At 64.3% G+C, this 25228-nt stretch carries 14 protein-coding genes; 6 read left to right on the top strand and 8 right to left on the bottom strand.

From position 1 onward, the window contains the following. Positions 1-44 precede the first annotated feature (44 nt). On the top strand, positions 45-3362 hold the full coding sequence (gene treS, locus MKK04_RS17720; RefSeq protein WP_233693652.1) for a maltose alpha-D-glucosyltransferase: 3318 nt from the start codon (positions 45-47) through the stop codon (positions 3360-3362). Next, positions 3363-5573, top strand: coding sequence for a 1,4-alpha-glucan branching protein GlgB (gene glgB / locus MKK04_RS17715; protein WP_207831118.1), 2211 nt, complete (start codon positions 3363-3365; stop codon positions 5571-5573). A gap of 117 nt (positions 5574-5690) precedes the next feature. Here the strand turns inward: glgB and MKK04_RS17710 are convergent, their stop codons facing one another. The 8 genes from MKK04_RS17710 to glgA all read right to left on the bottom strand — a co-directional run bounded on the left by MKK04_RS17710 (position 5691) and on the right by glgA (position 18665). Then, positions 5691-6767 (bottom strand): autotransporter domain-containing protein, encoded by a 1077-nt coding sequence (locus MKK04_RS17710; RefSeq protein ID WP_233693651.1) that lies wholly within the window; start codon positions 6765-6767, stop codon positions 5691-5693. Positions 6768-7083: 316 nt separating this feature from the next. Continuing rightward, positions 7084-7878, bottom strand: coding sequence for an endonuclease/exonuclease/phosphatase family protein (locus MKK04_RS17705; RefSeq protein WP_207831122.1), 795 nt, complete (start codon positions 7876-7878; stop codon positions 7084-7086). Positions 7879-7943: 65 nt separating this feature from the next. Further along, the gene (gene glgX / locus MKK04_RS17700) at positions 7944-10097 is read right to left on the bottom strand and encodes a glycogen debranching protein GlgX (protein WP_207831124.1); all 2154 of its coding nucleotides are present in this window, start codon (positions 10095-10097) and stop codon (positions 7944-7946) included. A 151-nt stretch (positions 10098-10248) separates the two neighbouring features. Continuing rightward, on the bottom strand, positions 10249-10497 hold the full coding sequence (locus MKK04_RS17695; RefSeq protein WP_061551133.1) for a DUF2934 domain-containing protein: 249 nt from the start codon (positions 10495-10497) through the stop codon (positions 10249-10251). Positions 10498-10511: 14 nt separating this feature from the next. After that, the gene (locus MKK04_RS17690) at positions 10512-13286 is read right to left on the bottom strand and encodes a malto-oligosyltrehalose synthase (protein WP_241105841.1); all 2775 of its coding nucleotides are present in this window, start codon (positions 13284-13286) and stop codon (positions 10512-10514) included. Then, positions 13283-15352 carry a 4-alpha-glucanotransferase gene (gene malQ, locus MKK04_RS17685; protein ID WP_207831130.1) on the bottom strand — a complete coding sequence of 690 codons (2070 nt, stop codon included), beginning with the start codon at positions 15350-15352 and terminating at the stop codon, positions 13283-13285. Before malQ ends, MKK04_RS17690 begins: the two co-directional genes overlap by 4 nt. Beyond that, positions 15349-17091 carry a malto-oligosyltrehalose trehalohydrolase gene (gene treZ / locus MKK04_RS17680; RefSeq protein WP_241105840.1) on the bottom strand — a complete coding sequence of 581 codons (1743 nt, stop codon included), beginning with the start codon at positions 17089-17091 and terminating at the stop codon, positions 15349-15351. The genes malQ and treZ overlap by 4 nt, the downstream gene beginning before the upstream one ends. Positions 17092-17105: 14 nt before the next feature. After that, the gene (gene glgA / locus MKK04_RS17675; protein ID WP_207831134.1) at positions 17106-18665 is read right to left on the bottom strand and encodes a glycogen synthase GlgA; all 1560 of its coding nucleotides are present in this window, start codon (positions 18663-18665) and stop codon (positions 17106-17108) included. Positions 18666-19562: 897 nt separating this feature from the next. On the opposite strand from glgA, the gene MKK04_RS17670 reads away from it, so the two are divergent. From MKK04_RS17670 to MKK04_RS17655, 4 genes are read left to right on the top strand one after another with little or no spacing between them, the layout of a single operon-like run. Beyond that, positions 19563-21878 (top strand): type VI secretion system Vgr family protein, encoded by a 2316-nt coding sequence (locus MKK04_RS17670; protein ID WP_241105839.1) that lies wholly within the window; start codon positions 19563-19565, stop codon positions 21876-21878. Continuing rightward, complete coding sequence (locus MKK04_RS17665) at positions 21875-23278, top strand: hypothetical protein (protein WP_233693646.1); 1404 nt, start codon at positions 21875-21877, stop codon at positions 23276-23278. Before MKK04_RS17670 ends, MKK04_RS17665 begins: the two co-directional genes overlap by 4 nt. Positions 23279-23287: 9 nt before the next feature. Continuing rightward, positions 23288-24244 (top strand): PoNi-like cognate immunity protein, encoded by a 957-nt coding sequence (locus MKK04_RS17660; protein WP_241105838.1) that lies wholly within the window; start codon positions 23288-23290, stop codon positions 24242-24244. Between the two features lie 15 nt (positions 24245-24259). Continuing rightward, entirely contained in the window at positions 24260-25222 is a 963-nt protein-coding gene (locus MKK04_RS17655; RefSeq protein ID WP_207831142.1) for a PoNe immunity protein domain-containing protein, read from the top strand. Positions 25223-25228: the final 6 nt, after the last annotated feature.

Genomic DNA, 25228 nt, shown 5'->3' with positions numbered 1-25228 from the left:
TGTGCATTGGGGCCAGAGCAACCTGGAATTGAAAGGAGTCGCATATGGCCAAGCGTTCCCGCCCGGCAGCCTTCATCGACGACCCGCTGTGGTACAAGGACGCCGTCATCTACCAGCTGCACATCAAGTCGTTCTTCGATTCGAACAACGATGGCATCGGCGATTTCGCTGGCCTGATCAGCAAGCTTGACTACATCGCCGAGCTGGGCGTCAACACCCTGTGGCTGCTGCCGTTCTATCCCTCGCCACGTCGCGACGACGGCTACGACATCGCCGAATACAAGGCCGTGCACCCCGACTACGGCAACCTCGCCGATGCCCGCCGCTTCATCGCCGAGGCGCACAAACGCGGCCTGCGGGTCATCACCGAGCTGGTCATCAACCACACCAGCGACCAGCACCCCTGGTTCCAGCGCGCCCGCCATGCCAAGCGCGGCAGCAAGGCGCGGGACTTCTACGTGTGGTCGGATGACGACCAGAAGTACGACGGCACGCGTATCATCTTCCTCGACACCGAGAAGTCCAACTGGACCTGGGACCCGGTCGCCGGCCAGTACTTCTGGCACCGCTTCTACTCGCACCAGCCCGACCTCAACTTCGACAACCCGCAAGTGCTCAAGGCCGTGATCGGGGTGATGCGCTTCTGGCTCGACCTGGGGGTCGATGGCCTGCGCCTGGACGCCATCCCCTACCTGATCGAGCGCGATGGCACCAACAACGAGAACCTCGCCGAAACCCACGACGTGCTCAAGGCGATCCGCGCCGAAATCGACGCCAATTACCCCGACCGCATGCTGCTGGCCGAGGCCAACCAATGGCCCGAGGACACCCGCCCGTACTTCGGCGAAGGCGAGGGTGACGAATGCCACATGGCTTTCCACTTCCCGTTGATGCCGCGCATGTACATGGCCCTGGCCATGGAGGACCGCTTCCCGATCACCGATATCCTGCGCCAGACCCCGGAAATCCCCGCCAACTGCCAATGGGCGATCTTCCTGCGCAACCACGATGAGCTGACCCTGGAAATGGTCACCGACCGCGAGCGCGACTACCTGTGGAACTACTACGCCGAAGACCGCCGCGCGCGCATCAACCTGGGCATCCGTCGGCGCCTGGCGCCGTTGCTGCAGCGTGACCGTCGGCGCATCGAACTGCTCACCAGCCTGCTGCTGTCGATGCCCGGCACCCCCACGCTGTACTACGGCGACGAACTGGGCATGGGCGACAACATCTACCTGGGCGACCGCGACGGCGTGCGCACGCCCATGCAGTGGTCACCGGACCGCAACGGCGGTTTCTCCCGCGCCGACCCGCAGCGGCTGGTGCTGCCGCCGATCATGGACCCGCTGTACGGTTACCAGACCGTCAACGTCGAGGCCCAGGCCAACGACCCGCACTCGCTGCTCAACTGGACCCGGCGCATGCTGGCGGTGCGCAAGCAGCAGAAGGCCTTCGGCCGCGGCAGCCTGCGCACCCTCACGCCGAACAACCGGCGCATCCTCGCCTACCTGCGCGAGTACACCGACGCCGAGGGCAACACCGAGGTCATCCTGTGCGTGGCCAACGTCTCCCGCGCCGCCCAGGCGGCTGAACTGGAATTGTCACAATACGCCGACAAAGTACCGGTGGAGATGCTCGGCGGCAGCGCCTTCCCGCCGATCGGCCAACTGCCGTTCCTGCTGACCTTGCCACCCTATGCCTTCTACTGGTTCCTGCTGGCCTCCCACGACCGCATGCCCAGCTGGCACATCCAGGCCACCGAGGGGTTACCCGAATTGACCACGCTGGTGCTGCGCAAACGCATGGAAGAACTGCTGGAAGCCCCAGCCAGCGATACCCTGCAAAACGCCATCCTGCCGCAGTACCTGCCCAAGCGGCGCTGGTTCGCCGGCAAGGAAGGGCCGATCGACGCGGTGCGTCTGTGCTACGGCGTGCGCTTCGGCACGGCCACCACGCCAGTGCTGCTCGGTGAAATCGAAGTGCTCAGCGACGGCGTGGCCAACCGCTACCAACTGCCGTTCGGCCTGCTGCCCGAAGAACAGATCAACACCGCGCTGCCGCAGCAGCTCGCCCTGTCGCGGGTGCGCCGTGCCCATCAGGTTGGCCTGATCACAGACGCCTTTGTGCTCGAACCGTTCATCCGCGCAGTGCTGCGTGCCTGTGAGGAGGGCATGCAACTGCCTTGTGGCAACGGCGAGGGCGAGCTGCGCTTCGAAAGCACGCAGCAGTTGGCGAGCCTGGCGTTGAACGACGAAAGTACAGTGCGCTACCTCAGCGCCGAGCAGTCCAACAGCTCGGTGGTGATCGGCGACCATGTGGTGCTCAAGCTGATCCGCCGGGTCAACCCGGGTGTGCACCCGGAGCTGGAAATGAGTGCCTATCTGACCGCCGCAGGCTTTGCCAATATTTCGCCATTGCTGGGCTGGGTCAGCCGGCTGGACGAGCAGGGGGTGCCACACTTGCTGATGATCGCCCAGGGCTACCTGAGCAACCAGGGTGATGCCTGGGCCTGGACCCAGAACACCCTGGAGCGGGCCATCCGCGACCAGATGGAGCCTTCCAGCCTGGACGCCGAGGCGCACACTGACGCACTGGCCGAACTCACCGGCTTTGCCGCCTTGCTCGGCCAGCGCCTGGGCGAGATGCACCTGCTGCTGGCCGCACCGACCAATGACGAGGCTTTCCAGCCGCGCCCAAGCGATGCCGACGACAGCGAACGCTGGAGTGCGCAGATCAGTGCCGAACTTGCCCATGCCCTCGACCTGCTGGCGCAGCACCGCGACAGCCTCGACAGCGACAGCCAGGCGCTGGTCGACGATTTGCAGCAACAGCGCGACGGCCTGGCCCAGCACATTGCCAACCTGACCCACCAGGCCCAGGGCGGCCTGCTGATGCGCGTGCACGGCGACCTGCACCTGGGCCAGGTGCTGGTGGTGCAGGGCGATGCCTACCTCATCGATTTCGAAGGTGAGCCGGCCCGGCCGCTGCAAGAGCGCCGGGCAAAACACAGCCCGTACAAGGATGTCAGCGGCGTGCTGCGATCCTTCGACTATGCTGCTGCCATGATCTTGCGCAATGCGTCTGCGGTCGACCTTTCCGGTCCGGCCCGCCAGGCCCGGCAACGTGTTGCCCGGCAGTACCTGCACCAGTCGCGGCATGCCTTTGTCGAAGCCTATGGCCTGGCCACTGCAGCCATGCCCCACGCCTGGCAGCAGGCCGAGGGCGAGCGTGCCGCACTGGAGCTGTTCTGCGTGGAGAAAGCCGCCTACGAAATCACATACGAAGCCGAGAACCGTCCGAGTTGGTTGGCCGTGCCCTTGCATGGCCTGCATGGACTGATCAGTACCTGGGGAGAGTCATAGATGAATGCAACCACGCGTGAAAACGGCGGCCTTCGGCAACGGGACCTGGACGCCCTGGCCCGCGCCGAGCACGCCGATCCATTTGCGGTACTAGGCCCCCACGGCGACGGTACGGGCGGGCAGGTGGTCCGCGTCTTCCTGCCCAATGCCCTGAATGTGCGCATGCTGGCCCGGCATGACGGGCGCATCCTCACCGAAATGGAGCAGGGCAGCCTGCCCGGTTTGTTCACCGCGCACCTCGATGAAGCACACCCGTACCTGCTGCAGATCGGCTGGGCCGGCGGCGAGCAGGTCACCGAAGACCCCTACAGCTTCGGCCCGCAACTGGGCGACATGGACCTGTACCTGTTCGCCGAAGGCAACCACCGCGACCTGTCGGGGCGCTTTGGTGCCCAGCCGATCCAGGTCGATGGTATCGACGGCGTGTGCTTTTCGGTGTGGGCGCCGAACGCGCGTCGGGTGTCGGTGGTGGGCGATTTCAACAACTGGGACGGCCGCCGCCACCCCATGCGCCTGCGCCATAGCGCCGGGGTGTGGGAGTTGTTCGTGCCGCGCCTGGGCGTGGGCGAAACCTACAAGTTCGAAGTGCTGGGCAAGGACGGCATACTGCCCCTGAAAGCCGACCCGCTGGCGCGCGCCACCGAACTGCCGCCGAGCACCGCCTCCAAGGTTGCCGGGGCGCTCAGCCACGGTTGGCAAGACCACGACTGGATGGCGCAACGCGCGCAGCGCCATGCCTACAACGCGCCGCTGTCGATCTACGAGCTGCACCCCGGTTCCTGGCGCTGCGAGCTGGATGAGGCGGGCGAAGTCGGGCGCTATTACAACTGGCGCGAGCTGGCCGAGCGCCTGGTGCCGTACGTTCAGGAGCTGGGCTTCACCCACATCGAACTGCTGCCGATCATGGAGCACCCGTTCGGCGGCTCCTGGGGTTACCAGCCGCTGTCGCTGTTCGCGCCCACCTCGCGCTACGGCAGCGCCGAGGACTTCGCCGCCTTCGTCGACGCCTGCCACCAGGGCGGCATTGGCGTGCTGCTCGACTGGGTGCCGGCGCATTTCCCCACTGACGAACACGGCCTGGCGCGTTTCGACGGCACCGCCCTGTACGAATACGACAACCCCCTGGAGGGCTACCACCAGGACTGGAACACGCTGATCTACAACCTTGGCCGCAACGAAGTGCGCGGCTTCATGATGGCCTCGGCACTGCACTGGCTGAAGCACTTCCACATCGATGGCCTGCGCGTCGATGCGGTGGCCTCGATGCTGTACCGCGACTATTCACGCAAAGCCGGCGAATGGGTGCCCAACCGCCACGGCGGGCGCGAGAACCTGGAGGCCATCGACTTCATCCGCCACCTCAACGGCGTGGCGGCCCACGAGGCCCCGGGCGCGCTGATCATCGCCGAGGAGTCCACCGCCTGGCCCGGCGTCAGCCAGCCGACCCAGCAGGGCGGCCTGGGCTTTGCCTACAAGTGGAACATGGGCTGGATGCATGACACCTTGCATTACATCCAGAACGACCCGGTGCACCGTACCTACCACCACAACGAGATGAGCTTCGGGCTGATCTATGCCTATTCCGAGCACTTCATCCTGCCCATCTCCCACGACGAAGTGGTGCACGGCAAGCACTCGCTGATCGACAAGATGCCCGGCGACCGCTGGCAGAAATTCGCCAACCTGCGTGCCTACCTCACCTTCATGTGGGCGCATCCGGGCAAGAAGCTGCTGTTCATGGGCTGCGAGTTCGGCCAGTGGCGTGAGTGGGACCACGATGGCGAGCTGGACTGGTACCTGCTGCAGTACCCTGAGCACCAGGGGGTACAGCGCCTGGTGGGCGACCTCAACCGCCTGTATCGCGAAGTGCCGGCGCTGCACGAGCAGGATTGCCAGCCGCAGGGTTTCCAGTGGTTGATTGGTGACGATGCGCAGAACAGCGTGTATGCCTGGCTGCGCTGGAGCAGCAATGGCGAGCCGGTGCTGGTGGTGGCCAACTTTACGCCGGTGCCGCGCGAGGGCTATCGCATTGGCGTGCCGTTCGGCGAGCGCTGGCAGGAGCTGTTGAACAGCGATGCAGAGCTATATGCCGGGTCCAATGTCGGCAACCTGGGGGTGGTGGAGAGTGACGAGATAGCCAGCCATGGGCAGCCGCAGTCGCTGGCCCTGAACCTGCCGCCACTTGGGGTTCTGATAATGAAACCAGCCTGATGTGTTGCCAGTACTGGCCTCTTCGCGGGTAAACCCGCTCCCACAGGAATTGCACAAGCTTCAGACCCTGTGCGGTCCTTGTGGGAGCGGGTTCACCCGCGAAAGGGCCGAACCTGCCTACCACCGCATCCGCACCCCAAGGCTGCCAATCAACCCGTTCAGGTCATTGTCGTCCACGTCACTGCTGTAATCGGCACTGACAAACAGCGCCACCGTGGGCGTCACCCGCGCCACCAGCCCCAACCCCAGTTCCACCGTGGTCGAGTAGCGCGAGCTGGAGATCTTGTCGACCTGGTCCAGCTTCACCTCCTCGGCATTGCTGAAGTCATACCACACGTTGGTCCGTACATAGGGCTCGATCGGCATGCCGCGTACCTCATAGCGTCCGGACAGCCTGGCACCCACCCGGCCGCTCCAGCTCGGCTGGCTGTCGAAGGCCTGCAAGGTCTCTTCCTGCGCCCGGCTGCCGGGGAAGAACTGCTGGTTGATCAACTGCGCCTGCGGCTCGATCACCCAGCCGCCCCCCAGGCCGATGGGGATGCCCCCCTCCAGCGAGAAGGACACCGCGTGGCCGCTGTCGTCCAGCCGCTGGCCGTTCTCGCCACGGCCATTGACGTCGATGCGCGAGCCCATGGCCACGGCATCCAGGTGCCAGCCCTGCTCATGGGTCATGCTCCAGTACACCCCCAGGCTTTCCCCGCTCAGGTTCACCGCGTTGCGCTGCTTGTCGCCCAGCAGCCGGCGCGTGCCGTTGAAGTTGGTCTGCAGGTTGTTGTGCCCGACGAAAATCCCCGCGCGGTGCACATTGCCCGCTGCAGTTTCACGCACAAACAGGTCCGGGCCGATCATCAGTTGCTGGCTGGGTGCCTCCAGCTGGTCTGGTGGTTGCGCACCCTTGCCTGGCGCGATCGGGAAGAACTGCGCCCACTGGCTGGCGACAAGGTCCGGTGCAGCCTGCCCATGGCGCTCGCTCATCTTCTGCGAAAACGCAGTCAAGGTACCGATACTCAAGCCACTGGCGCTGATCGGGTCGAGCGACAACTGTGGTACTGCCGGTTGTTGCAGGAAGCCGGGCGAGGCCGGGTCGTCCTGCAATTCATACGCGATAGTTTCCACCGGGGTTGCCAGAAGCAGCGACGTGGAAACCGCGTAGAAAATGCTGTCGAAGCGCAAGGGATTCGAGGTGCTTTTCATGGCGGATCTCCTTTGTTTTTGTGTTACAGCCCTAGGACCTGGCCTGTTGTCACGAGCTGTACGGCAAAAACAGTGGGCGACCCAAACCAGCACGCCCGGCTTTCGCCAGCGCGCACGAAGGCGCGAGCTAGAGGCCCGGCGCGAGATCATTACTGCTTGATATGTTCAGCTAAGGAGAGGGCGCCGCTTGCGTCAAGAAAGCGTGAAGGAAGTGTTCATGTTCCGTAGCGTGGCTCAACCAATTGATTTTCCGGGTAAAACAGAGGGCTATAGCGGGGTTCGCTATTTGCCGTGTGGTGACTATGAAAAATAATTGCTAGAGCCTGACCTCGACCGCCAACGGAAGGTGGTCCGACAGGTGCGACCAAGGTTTGTGCCCCAGAATCCGCGGCCCATGGCTTTCGGCGTTGCGCAGGTAGACGCGGTCCAGGCGCAGCAGCGGCAGGCGCGCAGGGTAGGTGCGGGCCAGGTGGCCATGGTGGCGCTCGAAGGCCTCGTGCAGGTCATGCTGCAGGCCCAGGGTGCGGTTGCCGTGGGATTTCCAGTCGTTGAAATCGCCGGCGATGATCACCGGGGCATCGGCGGGCAAGGACTCGAGCAGCTTGCGCAGCAGTTGCAGCTGCTTCTGGCGGTGGCTTTCCAGTAACGACAGGTGCACGCAGATGGCATGTACCTGGCGCTGGCCGGGGACGTCGAGGATGCAGTGCAGCAGGCCACGACGTTCGGGGCCGGTGATCGACACGTCGAGGTTGCGGTGTTCGATGATCGGGTATCTGGACAGCAGCGCGTTGCCGTGGTGGCCGTCGGGGTAGACCGCGTTGCGGCCGTAGGCGAAGTCGCTCCACATGCTGTCGGCGAGGAACTCGTACTGCGAGGTCTGCGGCCAGCCGGGGTAGCGCGCGGCGTGGCGGTCGTGGCTGCCGAGCACCTCCTGGAGGAAGACGATGTCGGCCTGGGTGCTGCGCACCGCCTCGCGCAGTTCCGGCAGGATGAAGCGCCGGTTGAAGGCGGTGAAGCCCTTGTGGGTATTCACCGTCAGCACCCGCAGCCGCTTCACGGCCGGGGCCTGGTTGTCGCTGGCGAAACCTTTACTGCCGGCTTCGGGGTTCACGGTTACTCCTCGGTCAACGGGTTTGCGCCGCTCCTGCAAAAGGGACACATACCCGCGGTTCAGGTTCACTCCTCATCACGCTGCAACACCATCAGCAGCAACGACCGCCCCTTGACCTCGAAGGTGCTGTCGAACTGCAGATGCTGCCCCTTGCGCAGCTCCGGCCGGTCGGTGTCGACCAGGCAACTCCAGTAATCCCCATCGGGTACCGTCGGCAACTCGAACGGTACGATGTCATGGTGGGCATTGACGATCAGCAGCACGGTGGCCTCGGCGCCTGGCCGGGCAATGCCACTGACCTGCGCGCGGCCATCGATCAACATGCCCAGGCATCGCCCGTGCGGGTCTTCCCATTGCTCCACGCTCATCTCGTTGCCATCCGGTGCCAGCCAGGTCACGTCCTTGACCCCGATTGCCTCATTGTAGTCGCCCACCAGAAAGCGCGAGCGGCGCAGTATCGGGTAGGCCAGGCGCAGGCGGGTCAGGCGTTTGACGAAGGCCAGCAGCTCTTCACCCTCCTGGTCCAGGTCCCAGTTCACCCAGCCGATCTCGCTGTCCTGGCAATAGGCATTGTTGTTGCCGTGCTGGGTGCGGCTGAACTCGTCACCGGCGACGATCATCGGCGTGCCCTGGGCCAGCAGCAGGGTAGCGAAGAAGTTGCGCATCTGGCGCATGCGCAGGGCATTCACGCCCGGGTCGTCGGTTGGCCCCTCGACACCGCAGTTCCACGACAGGTTGTTGTCGGTGCCGTCCTGGTTGTTCTCGTCGTTGTCTTCGTTGTGCTTGTGGTTGTAGGACACCAGGTCGCGCAAGGTGAAACCGTCGTGGGCGGTGACGAAATTGACCGAGGCATAGGGGCGCCGGCCACGGTTGTTGAACATGTCCCCCGAGGCGGTCATGCGCGAGGCAAAGTCGGCCAGTTGGCCTTCGTCACCTTTCCAGAAGGCGCGCACGGTGTCGCGGAAGCGGTCGTTCCACTCTGCCCAGCCCGGGGCGAAGTTGCCCACCTGGTAGCCGCCCGGGCCGCAGTCCCAGGGCTCGGCGATCAGTTTTACCTGGCTCAGCATAGGGTCCTGGCGGCAGGCGACGAGGAAACCGTGGCGTTCGCTGTAGCCGTCGTGGTAGCGGCCAAGAATGGTCGCCAGGTCGAAGCGGAAGCCGTCCACGTGCATTTCGCCGGCCCAATAGCGCAGCGAGTCGGTGACCAGCTGCAGCACGCAGGGGTGGCTAAGGTCCAGGGTGTTGCCGGTGCCGGAATCGTTGATGTAATAGCGCTTGTCGTCCGGCATCAGGCGGTAGTACGAGGCGTTGTCGATGCCGCGCATCGACAGCGTTGGCCCGCGCTCGTTGCCTTCGGCGGTGTGGTTGTAGACCACGTCGAGGATTACCTCCAGCCCGGCGTCGTGCAGGTGCGCGACCATTTCCTTGAACTCGGCGATCTTGCCGCTGGCCAGGTAGCGCGGGTGTGGGGCGAAGAAGGCGATGCTGTTGTAGCCCCAGTAGTTGTTCAGGCCCTTGTCCAGCAGGTGCTGGTCGTTGACGAAGGCGTGAACCGGCAGCAGCTCGATGCTGGAAACGCCCAGCTCCTTGATGTGCCTGAGCAGCTCGTCATTGGCCAGGCCGGCGAAGGTGCCGCGCAGGTTTTCCGGTACTGCCGGGTGGCACATGCTGATGCCACGGGTGTGCGCCTCGTAGATGATCGTGCGTTCCCAGGGGATCAGCACGCGCTGGTCGCGGCCCCAGGTGAAGGCAGGGTCGATCACCTTGCACTTAGGCACGAAGGGCGCGCTGTCGCGTTCGTCGAACGACAGGTCGCCGTCGGGGTGGCCGATGGTGTAGCCGAACAGTGCTTCGGACCATTGCAGGCTGCCGACCAGTTGCTTGGCATACGGGTCGATCAGCAGTTTGTTGGGGTTGAAGCGGTGGCCGTTCTCTGGCTCGTAGGGGCCGTGCACGCGGTAGCCATAGATCAGCCCGGGGTGCGCGTCGGGCAGGTAGCCGTGGTAGATCTCGTCGGTGTATTCGGGCAGCTCGATGCGCTCGATTTCGTGTTCGCCAGTGGAGTCGAACAGGCACAGCTCGACCTTGGTGGCGTTGGCCGAGAACAGGGCAAAGTTGACCCCCAGGCCATCCCAGGTGGCACCGAGGGGGAAGGGCAGGCCTTCACGGATGCGCGATGGGGCGACCGAGCGGGTTTTCTTCGGGGTGCGGGGGCTCATGGCGGTCCTCTATGGCCGTGGTGGAGGGGGAGCTGTGCAGTCCTGCACCGGCCTCTTCGCGGGCTTGCCCGCTCCCACAGGTACGGCGCCACACTCAGGCCTGGCGCCTACCTGTGGGAGTGGGCAAGCCCGCGAAGAGGCCGGTACAGGCTTAACCGGCAGCCGGCTTTTTCACCGCCCGGGGCTTCTTCACCGCTACGGCTTTCTCAACCGGCTCAGCCGCTACCTTGGGCTTGGCCGGCGCCCGCTTGCGCGGCGCCGCCTTGGGGGCCAGTGCCTCGGCTTCGGCCAGCTTGCGGGCCATGTCCCAATGGCGGTCTTCCTGGCCGGCAGGCTTACCCTCGGATTCCCAGATCTGGTAGGCAAATTCGCGGATACGTTTTTCATCAACACTCATCATGACGCTCCTGATGCTCAAGATTGTTGTATCAGCAGGTTGACCGGAAACTCCGCCAGCACGGCGCTCAACAGCAGCTCCCTGGAAGAGCTGACCGCAGCACTGGGGAAAAGTCCCGTCGAGTTGGCAGGCGACAAGGCAAACGGCAGGCTTACTCGGGTATCGTCCCAGTTCTGTGCCGGGATCAGGGGTATCGGTGCACCCGCCAGCAGGGTACTGGCCAGGCGTGGCGCGATGATGACGGCTCGCTCGCCTTCGCCCAGGCGGGCAAAGGCCACCACCTTGTCGGCATGCCGGCCGTGCACGCTCAGCGGCAGGTAGGCACCCCGGCGGAACAACTCGGCGTGGGCCTGGCGGCAGTCCAGCACCCGGGCGATCAGCGCCTGTTTGAGGCGGCCGTCGCGCCAGTGCGCCAGCAGTTCGGCCACAGGTGTTGCATCGTCCAGGGTGCGACGCCTGCAAGCGTAGTCCACGGCGCGGCGGTTGTCCGGGTCGACCAGGCTGAAGTCCCAGTATTCGGTGCCCTGGTACAGGTCAGGTACGCCCGGCGTGGTCATGCGCAGCAGGGCCTGGACCAGGCCGTTGAGGGCACCGGGGCAGGCCAGCAGGTATGCGGCATCGGCCAGGGATTTGCGCAGCTGCTGGTTCTCGCTGTCCAGCAGCAGGCCGTCGATGTAGCGGGCGCAGGCGCCTTCGTAGGCCTCGTTCGGCGCGCTCCAGCTGCTGCGCAGCTTGGCCTCGCGCAGGGCCTTCTGCTGCCACTGGCGAATGCGTTCGGCGTACTGGCGCAGGGCGTTGTCCTCGTGCAGGTCGAGGTCCAGTGGCCAGCTGCCCAGCAAGGTCTGCAGCAGCATCAGCTCATCGCCGGGGCTGGGCGCCAGGCCGTCGTCCAGTTGCATGCGCAACGGTGTCGCCAGTTCGCGCCAGTGTTCCATTCGGCTGGCCAGCCACGGGCCGCGCTCACTGAGCACGGCCAGGCGCGCGCGGGTGTCTTCGCCGCGCTTGTGGTCATGGGTGGCGCTGGCCAACAGGTTGTCGGGGAAGTCGCGCAGGCGTCGCTGGGCCTCGTTGTGGAAGTGTTCGAGCGGGGCGCTGAAGCGCTCGGCGTCGAAGCCCACGTCGTTGCGCGACAGCAGCCGTGCGCTGCGGTAGAAGGCGGTGTCTTCCACGGCCTTGGCGGCGCTGGGCGCGGTCAGTTGCTGGAAGCGCACGCAGGCGTGGCGCAGTTGCTTGCGTGCCCGGCCCGCTGGCAGGTTGCGCCAGGTTTGCCCGCCCAGCCACTGTTCAAGGTGCTCAAGCAGCGGCCAGTCGGCTTCGCCGAGGTCCTGGCGGGCATTGGCCAGGGCCTGCTGGAAAAACCCTTCGTCTTCTGCCGGGCGCCCGCAGGCATTGAAGTAGGTGCGGTACACCGGGTAATGCGCCACCAGCGCCTGCAAGGCGCGACGGATAGCGCCCAGGGTCAGGTCGCGAGTCATCAGGTCGTTGCGCGCTACCTGCAACAGCGCCTGGGCCACCGACTCGCAGTCGCCGGCCAGGCTGGCATTGAGCACCAGGTGGCGAGCCTGGCGCACCTCCTCGGGGAAGTCCGGGCGTTCGCTTGCATTGGCCCACAGCTCGGTCAGCGCTGCTTCACCCGCCGGGTCGTGCTGCAACAGCGAGACCTGGTTCATGAACTCATAGCCGGTAGTGCCATCGGTAAGCCAGTCGCGGTGCAGGTGCTCGTTGGCGCCGAGGATCTTCTCCACGTAAATGGGGAAATGCTCCAGGGCTGCATGCAACGGCCGCCGCGCCAGCAGGCCATCGACCCGCCGGCGCAGCTTGCGGCAGTAACCGCGCGGGTCGGCCAGGCCGTCGATATGGTCGATGCGCAGGCCGTCCACAAGGCCACGTTCGATCAGCTCGAACAGCTTGGCGTGGGTGGCTTCGAACACCACCGCGCGTTCAACCCGCAGACCGCCCAGTTCGTTGATGTCGAAGAAGCGCCGCCAATTGATGTCGTCGGCGGCGGTGCGCCAGCTGGCCAGACGGTAGGTCTGGCGTTCCAGCAGCAGGTGCAGGCGCTTGAAGCCATTCTCGCTACGGCTGTCGAACGCCACCAGGGCCGACGCAAGGTCGACGCCTGCGCCTGCCAGGCGCGCCAGTTCGGCTTGCAGCGGCAGGGCGTCGGCCAGCGGCGTGGCCGATGCGTTCAACGCAGTGAAGCGTTCGGCCAGGGCCTTGAGCGCCGGTTCCGGGCTGAGGGCGAGAATCCAGCCATAGTCGACCGGGCAGATCGGGAAGCGGTGTTGGTAATGGGCGATTTGCAGCTGCCCATGGTGCTTGTCGAACTCAAGCGGTATCTCGCCATTTTTCAGCGCCACGCCATAGTCGCTGGCGAGGAACGGCAACAGCAGCTGGCCGGCCAGCAGCGGGTCGCTGGAGTGCCACTGGATGTCGAAGAATTCCGCATACGGGCTGCGTCGGCCCCAGGCCAGCAGGCTCTGCCACCAGGGGTTGTCGGCACCGCCCACGGCCATGTGGTTGGACACCGTATCGAGGATCAGCCCCATGCCGTGCTGGCGCAGGGCCGCGACCAGCCGTTGCAGCGCCGCCTCGCCGCCCAGTTCGGGGTTGACGCAGGTCGGGTCGACCACATCGTAGCCGTGGCGTGAGCCGGCGCGGGCCTTGAGGATAGGCGACGCATACAGGTGGCTGATGCCCAACTGGGCGAAGTACGGCACCAGCGGCACCGCGTGATCGAGGGTGAAGTCACTGTGAAATTGCAGGCGCAGGGTCGCGGTCAGCGCTTTCATCGGTCACGCTCCCAGGCCTGTTCGCGGGCCTGGGCCAGCAGTTCCAGGCGCCTTGCTGCGTCTTCGTCGTCGAGCAGCTCACGTACCGGCCGGGCAAAGCGTCGGCGCCAGTTGGGGTGGCCGGCGGTGGTGCCCGGCAGATTGGGTTGCTCGTCGCAGCCTAGCAGGTCTTCCAGCGGCACCAGTACCAACGGTGCGCGGGTGTGGCCGACGTAGCGGATGGCCGCATCGATCAGCGCGTCGTTGTCCGGCAGCGAGCCGTAGTTGGCCTCCAGGGTACGGCGCAGGCCGTCGTGCTCCTTCTGCCGTTCGTGGCGCCAGTGCAGTTCGGTCGCGGCGTCGATCAGTTGCAGGCGGTGGTTCCAGTCGATGTCGCGGTTTTCCAGCCAGCCGGCCAGCGGCGCAAGATCGTGGGTGCCGGTGGTGGCCAGGGCGTTGTCCGGCCAGTCGAGAATCGGCTTGAAATGGCCGGGCTGGGTCTGCTCGAAGGGCAGCACGCGCATGCCCAGTACGGCCTTGGCCGCCAGTTGCTCGCGCAGGCCGTCAGGCACGGTGCCCAGGTCTTCGCCGAGGATGATCGCCTGGTGGCGCACCGACTCCAGCGCCAGCAGGCGCAGCAGGTCGTCCAGCGGATAGTTGAGGTAGGCACCTTCGCTGGGCTTGCTCCCCTGCGGTATCAGCCACAACCGGCGCAGGCCCATGACATGGTCGATGCGCAGGCCGCCGGCGTGGGCGAGATTGGCTCGCAGCATTTCGATGAAGGCGCGGTAACCGTTACGTTTGAGGCCTTCGGGCGAGAAGGCGCAGATGCCCCAGTCCTGGCCGGCACGGTTGAGGATGTCAGGCGGTGCGCCCACTTTCAGGCCTGCCAGCAGCTCGTCCTGGCGGCTCCAGGCCTGGCTGCCGGCACCGTCGGCGCCCACCGCCAGGTCAGCGATCAGGCCGACCGCCATGCCGTTGCCGCGTGCCGCTTCCTGGGCGCGTTGCAGGCCTCGTTCGGTCAGCCATTGGCAGAAGGCATGGAACTCGACCTTGGCCGGGTAGGCTTTGGCGAAGGCCTCCACTTCCGGGTGGTAAGGGTCGTGCCAGGCCTTGGGCCAGTTGCGCCAGTCGGCGCCCAGGCCATGCTCTACGGCCTGCGCCTGCAGCACCTCGAAGCGGCAGTGGTGCTCCAGGGCCTGGCCACCAGCTTCGCGGAAGCTGTCGAAGTCCGTGCGCAGCGGGTGCTCGCCCTGGCTGAAGCCCAGGTACAGGGCTTCGAGCAGGCGCAGGCGGGCACTGGCGGCACGCGGCCAGTCGACCAGCGGGGCTTGTTCCAGGTCCTCCAGCTGTTGCTCCAGGCCGCAAGCTTCGATGGCCACGCGCACAGCCCGCTCGCCCAGCAGCGCGGCCGGGCTGGCGTACAGGGTATTGAGCAGCAGGCGGCTGGAGGGCGAGTAGGGGCTGTAGTGCGTCTGGTCGATGGCCGACAGGGCGTGGATCGGGCTGATCGCCAGGGCATCGGCACCGCGCTCGGCGGCCGCTCGGGCCAGTTGTTCCAGGGCCAGGCAGTCGCCGTAGCCGCCATCGCCGGGGCGGCGCAAGCTGTACAGCTGCACCGCCAGGCCCCAGCAGCGCGGTGGCGGCTGCGGCACACGGTCCTCAAGGCTGTGGCAGCGTGGCGGGGCCACGGCCACGGTGAAGCGGCGGCTGTCGATTTCCACCTGGTGGTAGCCGATGGGCAGTTCACCAGGCAGGCGAGCCTGGTCGTCGAGGCATAGGGTGAGTGAGGCGTGGTCTTCGAGGGTGCAGTGCGCGACGCTGGCGGCGCTGAAGTAGCGCGCCAGTGGCAGTGGCTGGCCGAGGTCGGCGGTCAGCAGCGGCGGCAGGTGCTCACTGTCTTCGGCAGCGTCGACGGCGCGCAGGCTGGCGGCAATGGCGGCGTCATCGGCGGCCGGGTGGCCAAGGCCTGCAAGGATGTTGCGCAGCACCTCGTCGCTGACACGCTGGGGCCGGGCGTTGGCGTCGATCCAGTCGCGGCTCAGTCCGACGCGGGTCGCCAGACGGTGCAGGGCGGTTTCGCTCATGGGCGCTCCTGGGCAGGTGGAAGCAGGCTGACCACGCAGCTGTACGCGGCCAGATGAGTATCGGGGTGCCGGGCGTCGCTGCTGTCGAACAGCCGGGTGGCTGGTGCGGGCAGCTCGACCGCCTGTGGGCTGGCGTCCAGGTTCAGGTCAATGCGCAGGGTGTTGCCATCGCCCAGGCGCCAGCGTGCGGTCAGTGCCTTGTCGCCGAGCACCTCGGCACCTAGCGCGCGGCTGCCTGGCAGGTGGGGGATCACATGGCGGCGGCGCAAGTCGAGCAACTGCTGGTACAGGCCGTGCCAGCCGGCGATCACTTCCCAGGCCTGCGGGCGGGATGCCTCGAAGGTCTGTTCGGCGTTGGGGTCGGGGATGCGTTGGCGCTGCTCGGGGTCGGCGAAAGCGGCGAAATGGGCGAACTCGCCGCGCCGGCCTTCACGCACGGCATCAGCCAGCTGGTCATGGAAGTCAGTGAAGAACAGGAACGGCCGGCAGCTGCCGTCTTCGTCGCCCATGAACAGCAGCGGGATCATCGGCGCCAGCAGCAACAGGCCGGTGGCCGCCCGCAGCGCCGGCGGCGGGCACAGGCGGGTCAGGCGCTCGCCGAGGGCGCGGTTGCCGACCTGGTCGTGGTTCTGCAGGAACAGCACGAAGGCGCTGGGCGGCAGGTGCCCGCTGGGCTCGCCGCGGGGCGTGCCATGGCGGTTGGCCTGGCCCTGGAACACGAAGCCTTCGCCAAGGCAGCGGGCCAACTGGTCGATGGGGCGCTGCTGGTAGTCGGCGTAGTAGCCTTCGGTTTCGCCGGTCAGCAGCACGTGCAGGGCATTGTGGCCGTCGTCGTTCCACTGGGCGTCGAAGCCTTGTTCCAGCAGGAAGGCCTGGTTGTGCTCGTTCTCCAGTACCAGCCACACCTGGCGGCCCGGTTCCACTGCCGCGCGTACCCTTTGTGCCAGCTCGATCAGGAAGTCGGGCTGGTCGATGGCGTGCACGGCGTCCAGGCGCAGGCCATCGAAGCGGTAGTCGCACAGCCACATCAGGGCATTCTGGATGAAGTACTCGCGCACCTGCGGGCGACGGAAGTCGATGGCTGCGCCCCAAGGCGTCTGCCGGTCGTCGCGGAAGAACGGGCTGGCGTACCGGTGCAGGTAATTGCCGTCGGGGCCGAAGTGGTTGTACACCACATCGACCAGCACCATCAGCCCCAGGCCATGGGCCTGGTCGACCAGCTCACACAATTGCTCTGGGCTGCCATAGGTGTTTTGCGGCGCATAGGGCAGCACGCCGTCGTAGCCCCAGTTGCGCTCGCCGGGGAACTGCCCCAGCGGCATCAGTTCGATGGCGCTGATGCCCAGCTCGGCCAGGCGAGGCAGTTGCCGGGCGACCCCGGCGTAGCCGTCGAGCAAGCCGACATGCAGCTCCTGGATGACCGCCTCGTGCCAGGGCCGGCCTTGCCAGGGGTATTGCCAGGCATAGCCGGCCACATCCACCACCTGGCTTGGGCCCTGTACGCCCTCAGGCTGGTAGCGCGAGGCCGGGTCGGCCACCTGCAGTGCGCCGTCGATACGGTAGTGGTAACGGTCACCGGCCTGGCACGGGGCCACGCCGGTGTACCAGCCATCATCATCGGGCAACAGCTCGATGGCCGGCTGTTGCTCCAGTTCCACGCTCACGCTGCGCGCATCCGGGGCCCAGAGGGCGAAGCGCGCCGACGTGGCGTCCAGCAGGTGTGCGCCATGCCTGTGCATCTTCTGCTCCCCGCTCAGTAGTGGCTGTGCTGCGCCTGCTTGACCAGGTCTTCGTACAGGCGTGCGTAGGGTTCCACGGCCTGGCACCAGTTGAACGGTTGGGTCATCGACAGGCAGCGCATGGCATTCAGCAGGTCCTTCTTGCCATAGACATAGAAGGCGCGGCTGAGGGCCTGGCGATAGCTCTCGACAGTGGACTCATTGAACAGGAAACCGGTGACACCGGACTCGATGGTGTCGGCCAGGCCGCCGGTGTTGCGCGCCACCGGCAACGAACCGAAGCGCTGCGCGTACATCTGGCTGAGGCCACACGGCTCGTAGCGTGACGGCATCAGCAGGAAGTCGCTGCCGGCGAACATGCGCCGGGCGTCGGTTTCGTTGAAGCCGATGCGCACGCCGATGCGGCCCGGGTGGCGTAGCGCCAGCTCGCGCATGGCCTGTTCTTCTTCGGGCTCGCCACGGCCGATGATCGCGATCTGCCCACCTTGCTCGACGATGTAGTCGGCGACACCGAGGGTAAGGTCCAGGCCTTTCTGGTAGACCAGGCGCGAAACCACGGCGAACAGTGGGCCTTCGGAGGGCTGCAGTTTGAAAAGCTCGCGCACTGCCTGGGCATTGCGCGCCTTGCCTTCCCAGTCATTGATGCTGAAGTTGTGCTGCAGGTGCTTGTCGGTAGCCGAGTCCCAGCTTTCGTCGATGCCGTTGGGAATGCCGCCGAGCAGGCCTTGCTGCGCCTTGCTGGCGAGGAAGCCGTCCAGGCCGCAGCCGAATTCCGGGGTGGTGATTTCCCGGGCATAGGTGGCGCTGACCGTGGTGATGTGGCTGGAATAGGCCAGGCCGGCCTTGAGGAACGACAGCTTGCCGTAGAACTCCATGCCTTCCTGCTGCATGGCATGTTCGGGGATTGCCAGCTCCGGGCTGCAGCCGCGGCTGTACACGCCCTGGTAGGCCAGGTTGTGGATGGTGAACAGGGTGGGCGTGCTCAGCCCGCGCCAGTGCATGTAGGCCGGCGCCAGGCCGGCGGGCCAGTCGTGGGCGTGCACCACTTCGGGCTTCCAGTGGATCCTGCCTTCGCCGGCGGCGATTTCGGCGGCGGCCAGGCCCAGGCGGGCGAAGCGGATGTGGTTGTCGGGCCAGTCGCGGCCGTTGTTGGCGCCATAGGGGGTGCCGTCGCGCTGATACAGTTCGGGGCAGATCAGCACATAGATGACCAGGCCGTCGGCCATGTCCATGCGCCCGATCTTGCACGGCGGCAGGGCGGCGTGGCCGCCCAGTTCACCGACGATATGGATGGGGTTGTCGCTTTCCATCACCTGGCGGTAGCCGGGGATCAGCACCCGCACATCGTGCAGGTGCGCCAGGGCGCGGGGCAGGGCGGCGGACACGTCGCCCAGGCCGCCGGTCTTCACCAGGTCGGCGATTTCCGAGGTCACGAACAATATCTTGCGCTTGTTGCGGTTGTGCTGGCGCTGGGCGCCGGGTGCCTTGCCTGTCGCGGCGAAGTCCGGGGTGAGCGGTTCGCGGTTGTCCGGGTTGAATGAATCTACGTGAGGCTCGACAGCGGCACTGATCATACTTCTCTCCGTCCCTATGCTTGGCCGGGTGCTGGCACCCGTGGCGATGTTTCGTGTTGGTTCTCTCTGTTTCTGGATTCTGCGTAGTGCGTTCCATGCCCCAGGTTCGTGCGCGCAGGCACAGCGCGATCGGCATTCCCGCCGAAGGCGATTGGGCTGGTGGGGTGTGTGGGCCGAGGCTGGGAAGTCCCTTTGCGTTTGGCCTACTTAGTTCCTGACCTGCCCGCGTTCCGTAAAGTTCGACTTTTTTTCGTCACTCTTCCGTTGAGCAAATGGCGGGCCGAAACCCGAGTGTAGGAGAGAAAGAGATAAAAATGTGACCCGCTGGTCACCATTGTCGTGCCGCGGAGTAGACGCAAACGTTGGCGGTTGTGACTGGATGTGAATGCAGGGGATGGAGCGGTTGATGAAGGGGCAGACGGGCTGCCCCATTACGGATAGCTGCGCACCTTTTTGGTGCGCTGGAGGAGTGTCAGAGTCATCGCCTTCCAAGAGAATGTGCATTTCGGAATCCGAGTGATTTCAGGAAGAATGAAAGGGGCTGTTTCGCGAACTTTTCAGTAACTGTTTTTATTATTTTCCTGGCTTGAATTTTTGGTGATTCAGCGATCGGACTCGCGCGCGCAAAATTTTGTAAGTTGATGCGTTAAGAAATTTCCTACGAAATCGTCAATGCATGAAACCCATCGTTCCTGTCATGGCGGGGCGGTACGGTTTAAGTTGCTCTTCAGTCACTGCCTCATCCTCACTGTCGTCATCGATCAAGTCCGCCAATGCCACGGATCTAGCCGGCTTGAGCGTTGACGACGGGCAATTTTCATTCGACGTACTCATCTTGAAGAAAGCCAGGATGTGGTTGTTTTTCGCCGGTAAACATGATGGCGGGTAGAGCAACTCATGAAACAGTCGGACTTTCGCTTCGGATTTCAGGCGCTCGCCGGGCGCACGGAGTTCGAAGTGGTTTCATTCAAGCTGGAAGAAACCATCAGCCAGCCATTTTTACTGAACCTTGAACTTGTCAGTTACGACAGTGATGTCGACTTCGGCCAGGTGCTCGACAAGCCTGCGCTATTCACCCTTTATTGCGCAGACCGGCCACTGCGTCATGTGCATGGCTTGGTCAGTGCCTTCAGCCAGGGTGAAACCGGCTTCTGTCGCACGCGCTACCACGCCCTGGTCGAGCCGCAACTGGCCCGCGCCCGCTTGCGTTCGAACTGGCGCATCTTCCAGCAGAAAACCGTGCCGCAGATTCTTGAACTGATGTTCAAGCGTCAGGGCATTGCCCGGTTTGAGTTCAATAGCAGCGCCGAGCACCAGGTGCGTGAGTTTTGTGTCCAGGCGGGGGAAACCGACCTCGACTTCATCCATCGCCTTGCCGCTGAAGAGGGCTTCGTCTACCGCTTTGCGCACTGCGCCAGGCACCACACGCTGATCGTTACCGATCGCCTGCTATCGCTTGGGTTGCTCAGCCGGGGCACGCTAAAGCCCGTAGATGATGAGGCGCTTTGGCTGGATGAAGATGATCTCGGCCCCGACAAGGTGCTGTACCACGCCAGTAGCGGTGGCGACCAAGCCCGTGCCTGCCTGCGGCGTTTGCGCTACTGCGAGCAGGTGCGTACCGCGCAGCAGGTGCAGCGCGACTACACCTTCACCAACCCGGCCTATCGCCAGGAGCACAAGGCTCAGGCCAGCGGAATCACGCACCAGTCGCTGGACTACGAGTTTTTTGATTACCCGGGCCGCTACAAGCGCGATGCGGTCGGCAAGCGCTTCACTGAAACGCGGCTGACGGCCCTGCGCCATGACGCCCGCCTGGCCGAAGTGCAGGGCGATGACGTGCGCCTGCAGCCAGGCCTGAGCTTCACCCTCGTCGGCCACCCGCGCGAAGACCTCAATGTGCACTGGCGCGTGATCAGCCTGTGCCACGAAGGTACGCAGTTCACCAGCCTGCAGGAAGAAGCCGCCGGTGCCGAACAAGGTACCCGCTATGTGAACGATGCGCTGCTGGTGCAAGGCATGGCCGAATGGCGCCCGGCACCCTTGGCCAAGCCGCGCATCGATGGCCCGCACATGGCCACCGTGGTCGGCCCTCCGGGCGAAGAGATTTTTTGCGACCAGTGGGGGCGGGTCAAGGTCAGCTTCCCCTGGGACCGTGAAAGCAGCAACAACGAATTCAGTTCCTGCTGGGTACGGGTGTCGCAAGGCTGGGCCGGTGGCAGTTGGGGTTCGATGGCAATTCCGCGTGTTGGCCAGGATGTGATTGTCCAGTACGTCAATGGCGACCCTGACCAGCCGATGATCACCGGGCGCACCTACTGCGGTGACCAGCTGCCGCCTTACGACCTGCCCGAACACAAGACCTGCATGACCATCAAGAGCCAGACCCACAAAGGCGATGGCTTCAACGAGTTGCGCTTCGAGGACGAACTGGGGCGGCAGGAAGTATTCATTCATGCCGAGCGCGACCAGAACAACGTCGTGAAGCACAACGAAACCACGTTCATCGGCAATGATCGTAGCGAGCGCGTCGAGCATGACGAAGTGGTGCACATAGGTGGCAACCGCAGTGTCAAGGTCGGCGCCAGCAAGAGCGAAACGGTCGCCCTTGGCAAAGTCGAAAGCATTGGCCTGGGCAAGTCGTTGGCCGTTGGCGGGGCGTTGAGCGTGATGGTTGGCCTCGAGGCCAGCGAGCAGGTCGCGCAGGACAAGCGTGTGCAGGTCGGCGGGCAACTGCGGGTCGATGCCAATGACGATGTGTCGATCACCAGCCATCACGGCCATGTGCACATCGACAGCCGAACGTCGCTGACCCTGAGTTGCGGCGGGGCGTTCATCAAGCTGGGTGGTGGCCGCATCGAAATCGGTTGCCCCGAGCCACTGCTGTTGCATGCCATCGCCCAGGTAAAGGCGCCTGCACGTTACGGTGAGCCGCCTGCACCGTTGCAGGATGAAATCGAGTTTCGCCTGGTGCATGCCGACGGTACGCCGATTGCGGGCACGGCCTACGTGGCGACGTTGTCCGATGGCACCCAGCGCCAGGGTATGGTCGATCAGAACGGCTATGCCCGCCTGGCTGGCGTTACCCCCGGTTGCAGCGCCCAGGTGCGCTACGAGGTTGGCCAAGGCTCGCTGCAACTGACGACCGCAACCGAGCCGGATGCTGCCTTGCAGGCATTGCTTGCCGGCTGCACCTCGGCAGGTGGCCAGCCATGAACTCCGCTGCTGACTGGCTGGATGAAGCGGTGGAAAAGGTGGCAGGCGGCTTTGGCTGGCTGCGTGACCTGGTGCTGGGCGAGTTTGCCGAGGAACGGCCACTGAGCGTGGTCATTGCCGACATGCTGCTGTCGTTGGTGCCTGGGGTGGTGATCGTGCTCAGTGCCCGTGACCTGGCCGCAGTGTGCCTGCGCCTGGGCAAGCGCTACACGGCGGATGGCAGCCAGGCAACGGCGCAGCCGCCACAGTGGCAGGAGTGGGTGCTGCTGGTCGCCTGCCTGATTACCTTGATCGCGCCGATCATCGGTGCCGTGGTGGGGGCGGTGGGTACGCCCGTGGGCTCGGTGGCAGGTGCATTGGTCGGCCAGGAAGCGGCAGCGTTTCTGCGAGGTTTGTGCCTGCTACTTATCCGTGAAAGCCAGATCATCTTGCGGACCGTGGTTGCGTTTCTTGGCAAGTTCACCCGCGGCAGCGTGGAGTTCTGGCTGCGCCAGGTCAGGTTCACGAGCTATGAAAAGGATTTGCTGGCCTATCTGAACCAGTTCTTGACCAAGGTCATCGCTGCAACGGCAAAGCTTCGCAGCTACCTGGGCAACTGGCCCTTCAACCAGGCGGCCTCGCACCTGTTGGTGCGGCTGCAGGCCATGGAAGCGCAGTTCTACGCGGTGCAGGTGCATGCAGTGCGGGAAATCCCACAGGCGCTGATGCAACTCGACGCCAGGTTGGCCAAGGTGCTGGAACAGGCCAGCGATCTGCCCGCGCAGGTTGCGCAGGCCGGGGTGCATGCGCCTAAGCCGGTGCCCATGGCGATGAGTGGTGGGCGGGTGACTTCTGGCATTGGCATGCGTCCGCGTTACCTCGAGCGCCCCGAGGGTGCGCTCGGCCCGCCAGTGCCCACCTCTGCGGCTGCCGCCACGCATGGCGCCAATGTGCACGTGTTCGATCATTCGACGGCGACCCGGGCGCAGAAGGGCATTTATGGGGAGGTGGTCAGTGATCAGTACATGCTCGGCAAAGGCCATGAGAACCTGCTGTCGGTCGCTCGTGGGCCTCGCAGCCTGGAAATGAAACCCACCGGGCGCGGGCTGGATGGCGTCTATCGTAATGCCCATCCACCGCCGCCGTTCATCATTACCGAGACCAAGTATCGAACGGGGGGCGCGTTTTCGCCGGGTAGTTTGCCGGTTACAAAGGGGAGTAAGGGGTTTCCGAGCGCCAGGCAGATGAGTGATGCGTGGATTGAGCCGAGACTTGACTTGGAGCTTGGGAAAAAACAGGCGGAAGAAGTTGCATTCGCCGGATATGAACGTTGGTTAATGATCGTAGATGAAGGTGGTGTGGTAACGAAAATAGTCAAGCTCGACGAAAATGCTAAATTTATCGGTGATGTGATCCAATAGGGGTGTGTAATGACTGGATTTGATCGGGTCAAGCGTGAGCCTTTTTTGCAAGAGGCAGCCTATCTCGATAGTGTTTCTTTTTGGAAGGAGAATTATGTAGAGCGCCAGGCTGAGTCTTTTCTCGAAATTGAGCGTCCCGAGTATGTAAATGTCAAGATGTTGAGCTGGAGGTGGTGCTTTCAGTCTATGGAGTTGCTCATTGCTCTATATTCGGGAGGGGAACCCATTGAAGCGCTTGAATTTTACGCGGATCACATGTTTTCCCAGTTTCAACGTCACAAGCAAGCTTATCCGAGTTTCAGCTTGAAACTGTGGGAGCCGGATGCCTATCAGTACACACTCTGGCTTCTATCGTTTGCAGTGCTGTTCAACAAGCCCGGGCGCATCAGACAAATCGCAGGTTTTTTGAGTGAAGCCCCAGATGACGGTGAGGACATCCTGTTGCGGCAACTGTTTTCCCGTGTGGGGGTGACGATCCCCGGGAGTACGTTGATTCATGAGCGCCCCTACCATGAATTGCTCAATGCCGTAACTACTGAGAAGGATGAGCAGCAACAGGCAGTGCGTAGTTACCTGAAGCAGTGGTATCGCGGCATGCGCGACTGTTATTGGCATGACCGGCACAAGGCACGAAGCGATGCGGGTTTCTTTGGCTATTGGGCCTTTGAGGCAGGATTGGTCACTGTGTTGTGGGGCGTCGACGATACGCCCTATAGAGATCTTCCTTTCTACCCGAAGGATTTGGTAGACGATGCTCGCAAGCGTCAAGTTATCAAAAGCTTCCCTGAACAACTGCAAAGCGCGCCGTATTCGGATGCGCTTGCCAGGTCGGGCGAAATTTGCCCGCGCACGGGCGTGTGGGTATGTGATGAATGGGCGGTGGGGCCCCAGACATTCATGCAAGGCGTAGAGATGCCGAGCGAAAATGGGCGCTCTCTGGTTTGGCGCTTGGTGAAAGGCTTATAGCGTGCGGGAGGGCCAATGGGCCAGTTCGACAGCATCAAGCGCGACCCGTGGATGGTCGAGCAGCATTACCTGGCTTCGACGCGTGAAAAAGAGCAGGAATTCGCCGACCCTGACGCCCAGGCATTGCTGATCGGGCCAGCCGAGCACAGGCATCACTACCGTGGCCTTAGCCGCGACTGGGCACACATGGCACTGGAGCTGGCAGTACAGCGGTATTCCGGTGGCGAGCCAATGGAACTGGTGGAGGCCTATGCAGACTATGCGTTCGCCCAGTTCGCCCGGCATTTTTCGGCGTACCCGGCATCCAGCGAGCAGTTGCGCCCTTGGGTGTCGGATGAATACCGGCTTGCCTTGTGGCTGCTGTCGCTGGCGGTGCTGTGCGGTTACCCCGAGCGTGTCGGCCAGATACTGGGCTGGCTGAACCAGAACGACGAGCGCAGCCCCGACCTGCTGCTGCATCGCCTGTTCCAGCGGCTGGGCAAGGCCTACCCTGGCACCTTATTGCTTCACCCCGAACCTTATGGCGCCTTGCTGGAGAGCCTCGACCTGAAAGGGCCCGCGCAGCATGACGCGCTCATGCACTATCTCGGGCAGTGGTACGCCAATGCGCACGATTGCTACTGGTATGAGCGCCACACCTGGGCACGGAGCGACCACTTGGGTTATTGGGCCTTCGAGGCGGCACTGGTGGCGTTTTTATGGTCAGTGCAGGGTGATGGCCTGGAAAGCGCTCCCCACTTTTACCCGCAGGCGCTCGTCGAAAGGGCGCATTACCGACGCCTGGGCAAGCAGTTCCGCGATCCGGAAACCGCCAGGCGCGAGGATGCCCCAGGCTGGCCTTCCGGCACACCTTGCCCATGGCCCGGTTACTACGTCTGCGTCGAGCGCATGGTAGGTGAGCAAGTGTTCATGCACCAGGTACCTTTCCCTGAGATCGATGGCCAGGTCGTGCACTGGCGGCTGTCGAAAACGTTCTGATGGCGC

The sequence above is a fragment of the Pseudomonas sp. LS.1a genome (assembly GCF_022533585.1).
Lineage (GTDB): Bacteria > Pseudomonadota > Gammaproteobacteria > Pseudomonadales > Pseudomonadaceae > Aquipseudomonas.
The sequence above is the reverse complement of the archived record's forward strand: the minus strand, read 5'-3'. Positions and strand labels throughout refer to the sequence as shown.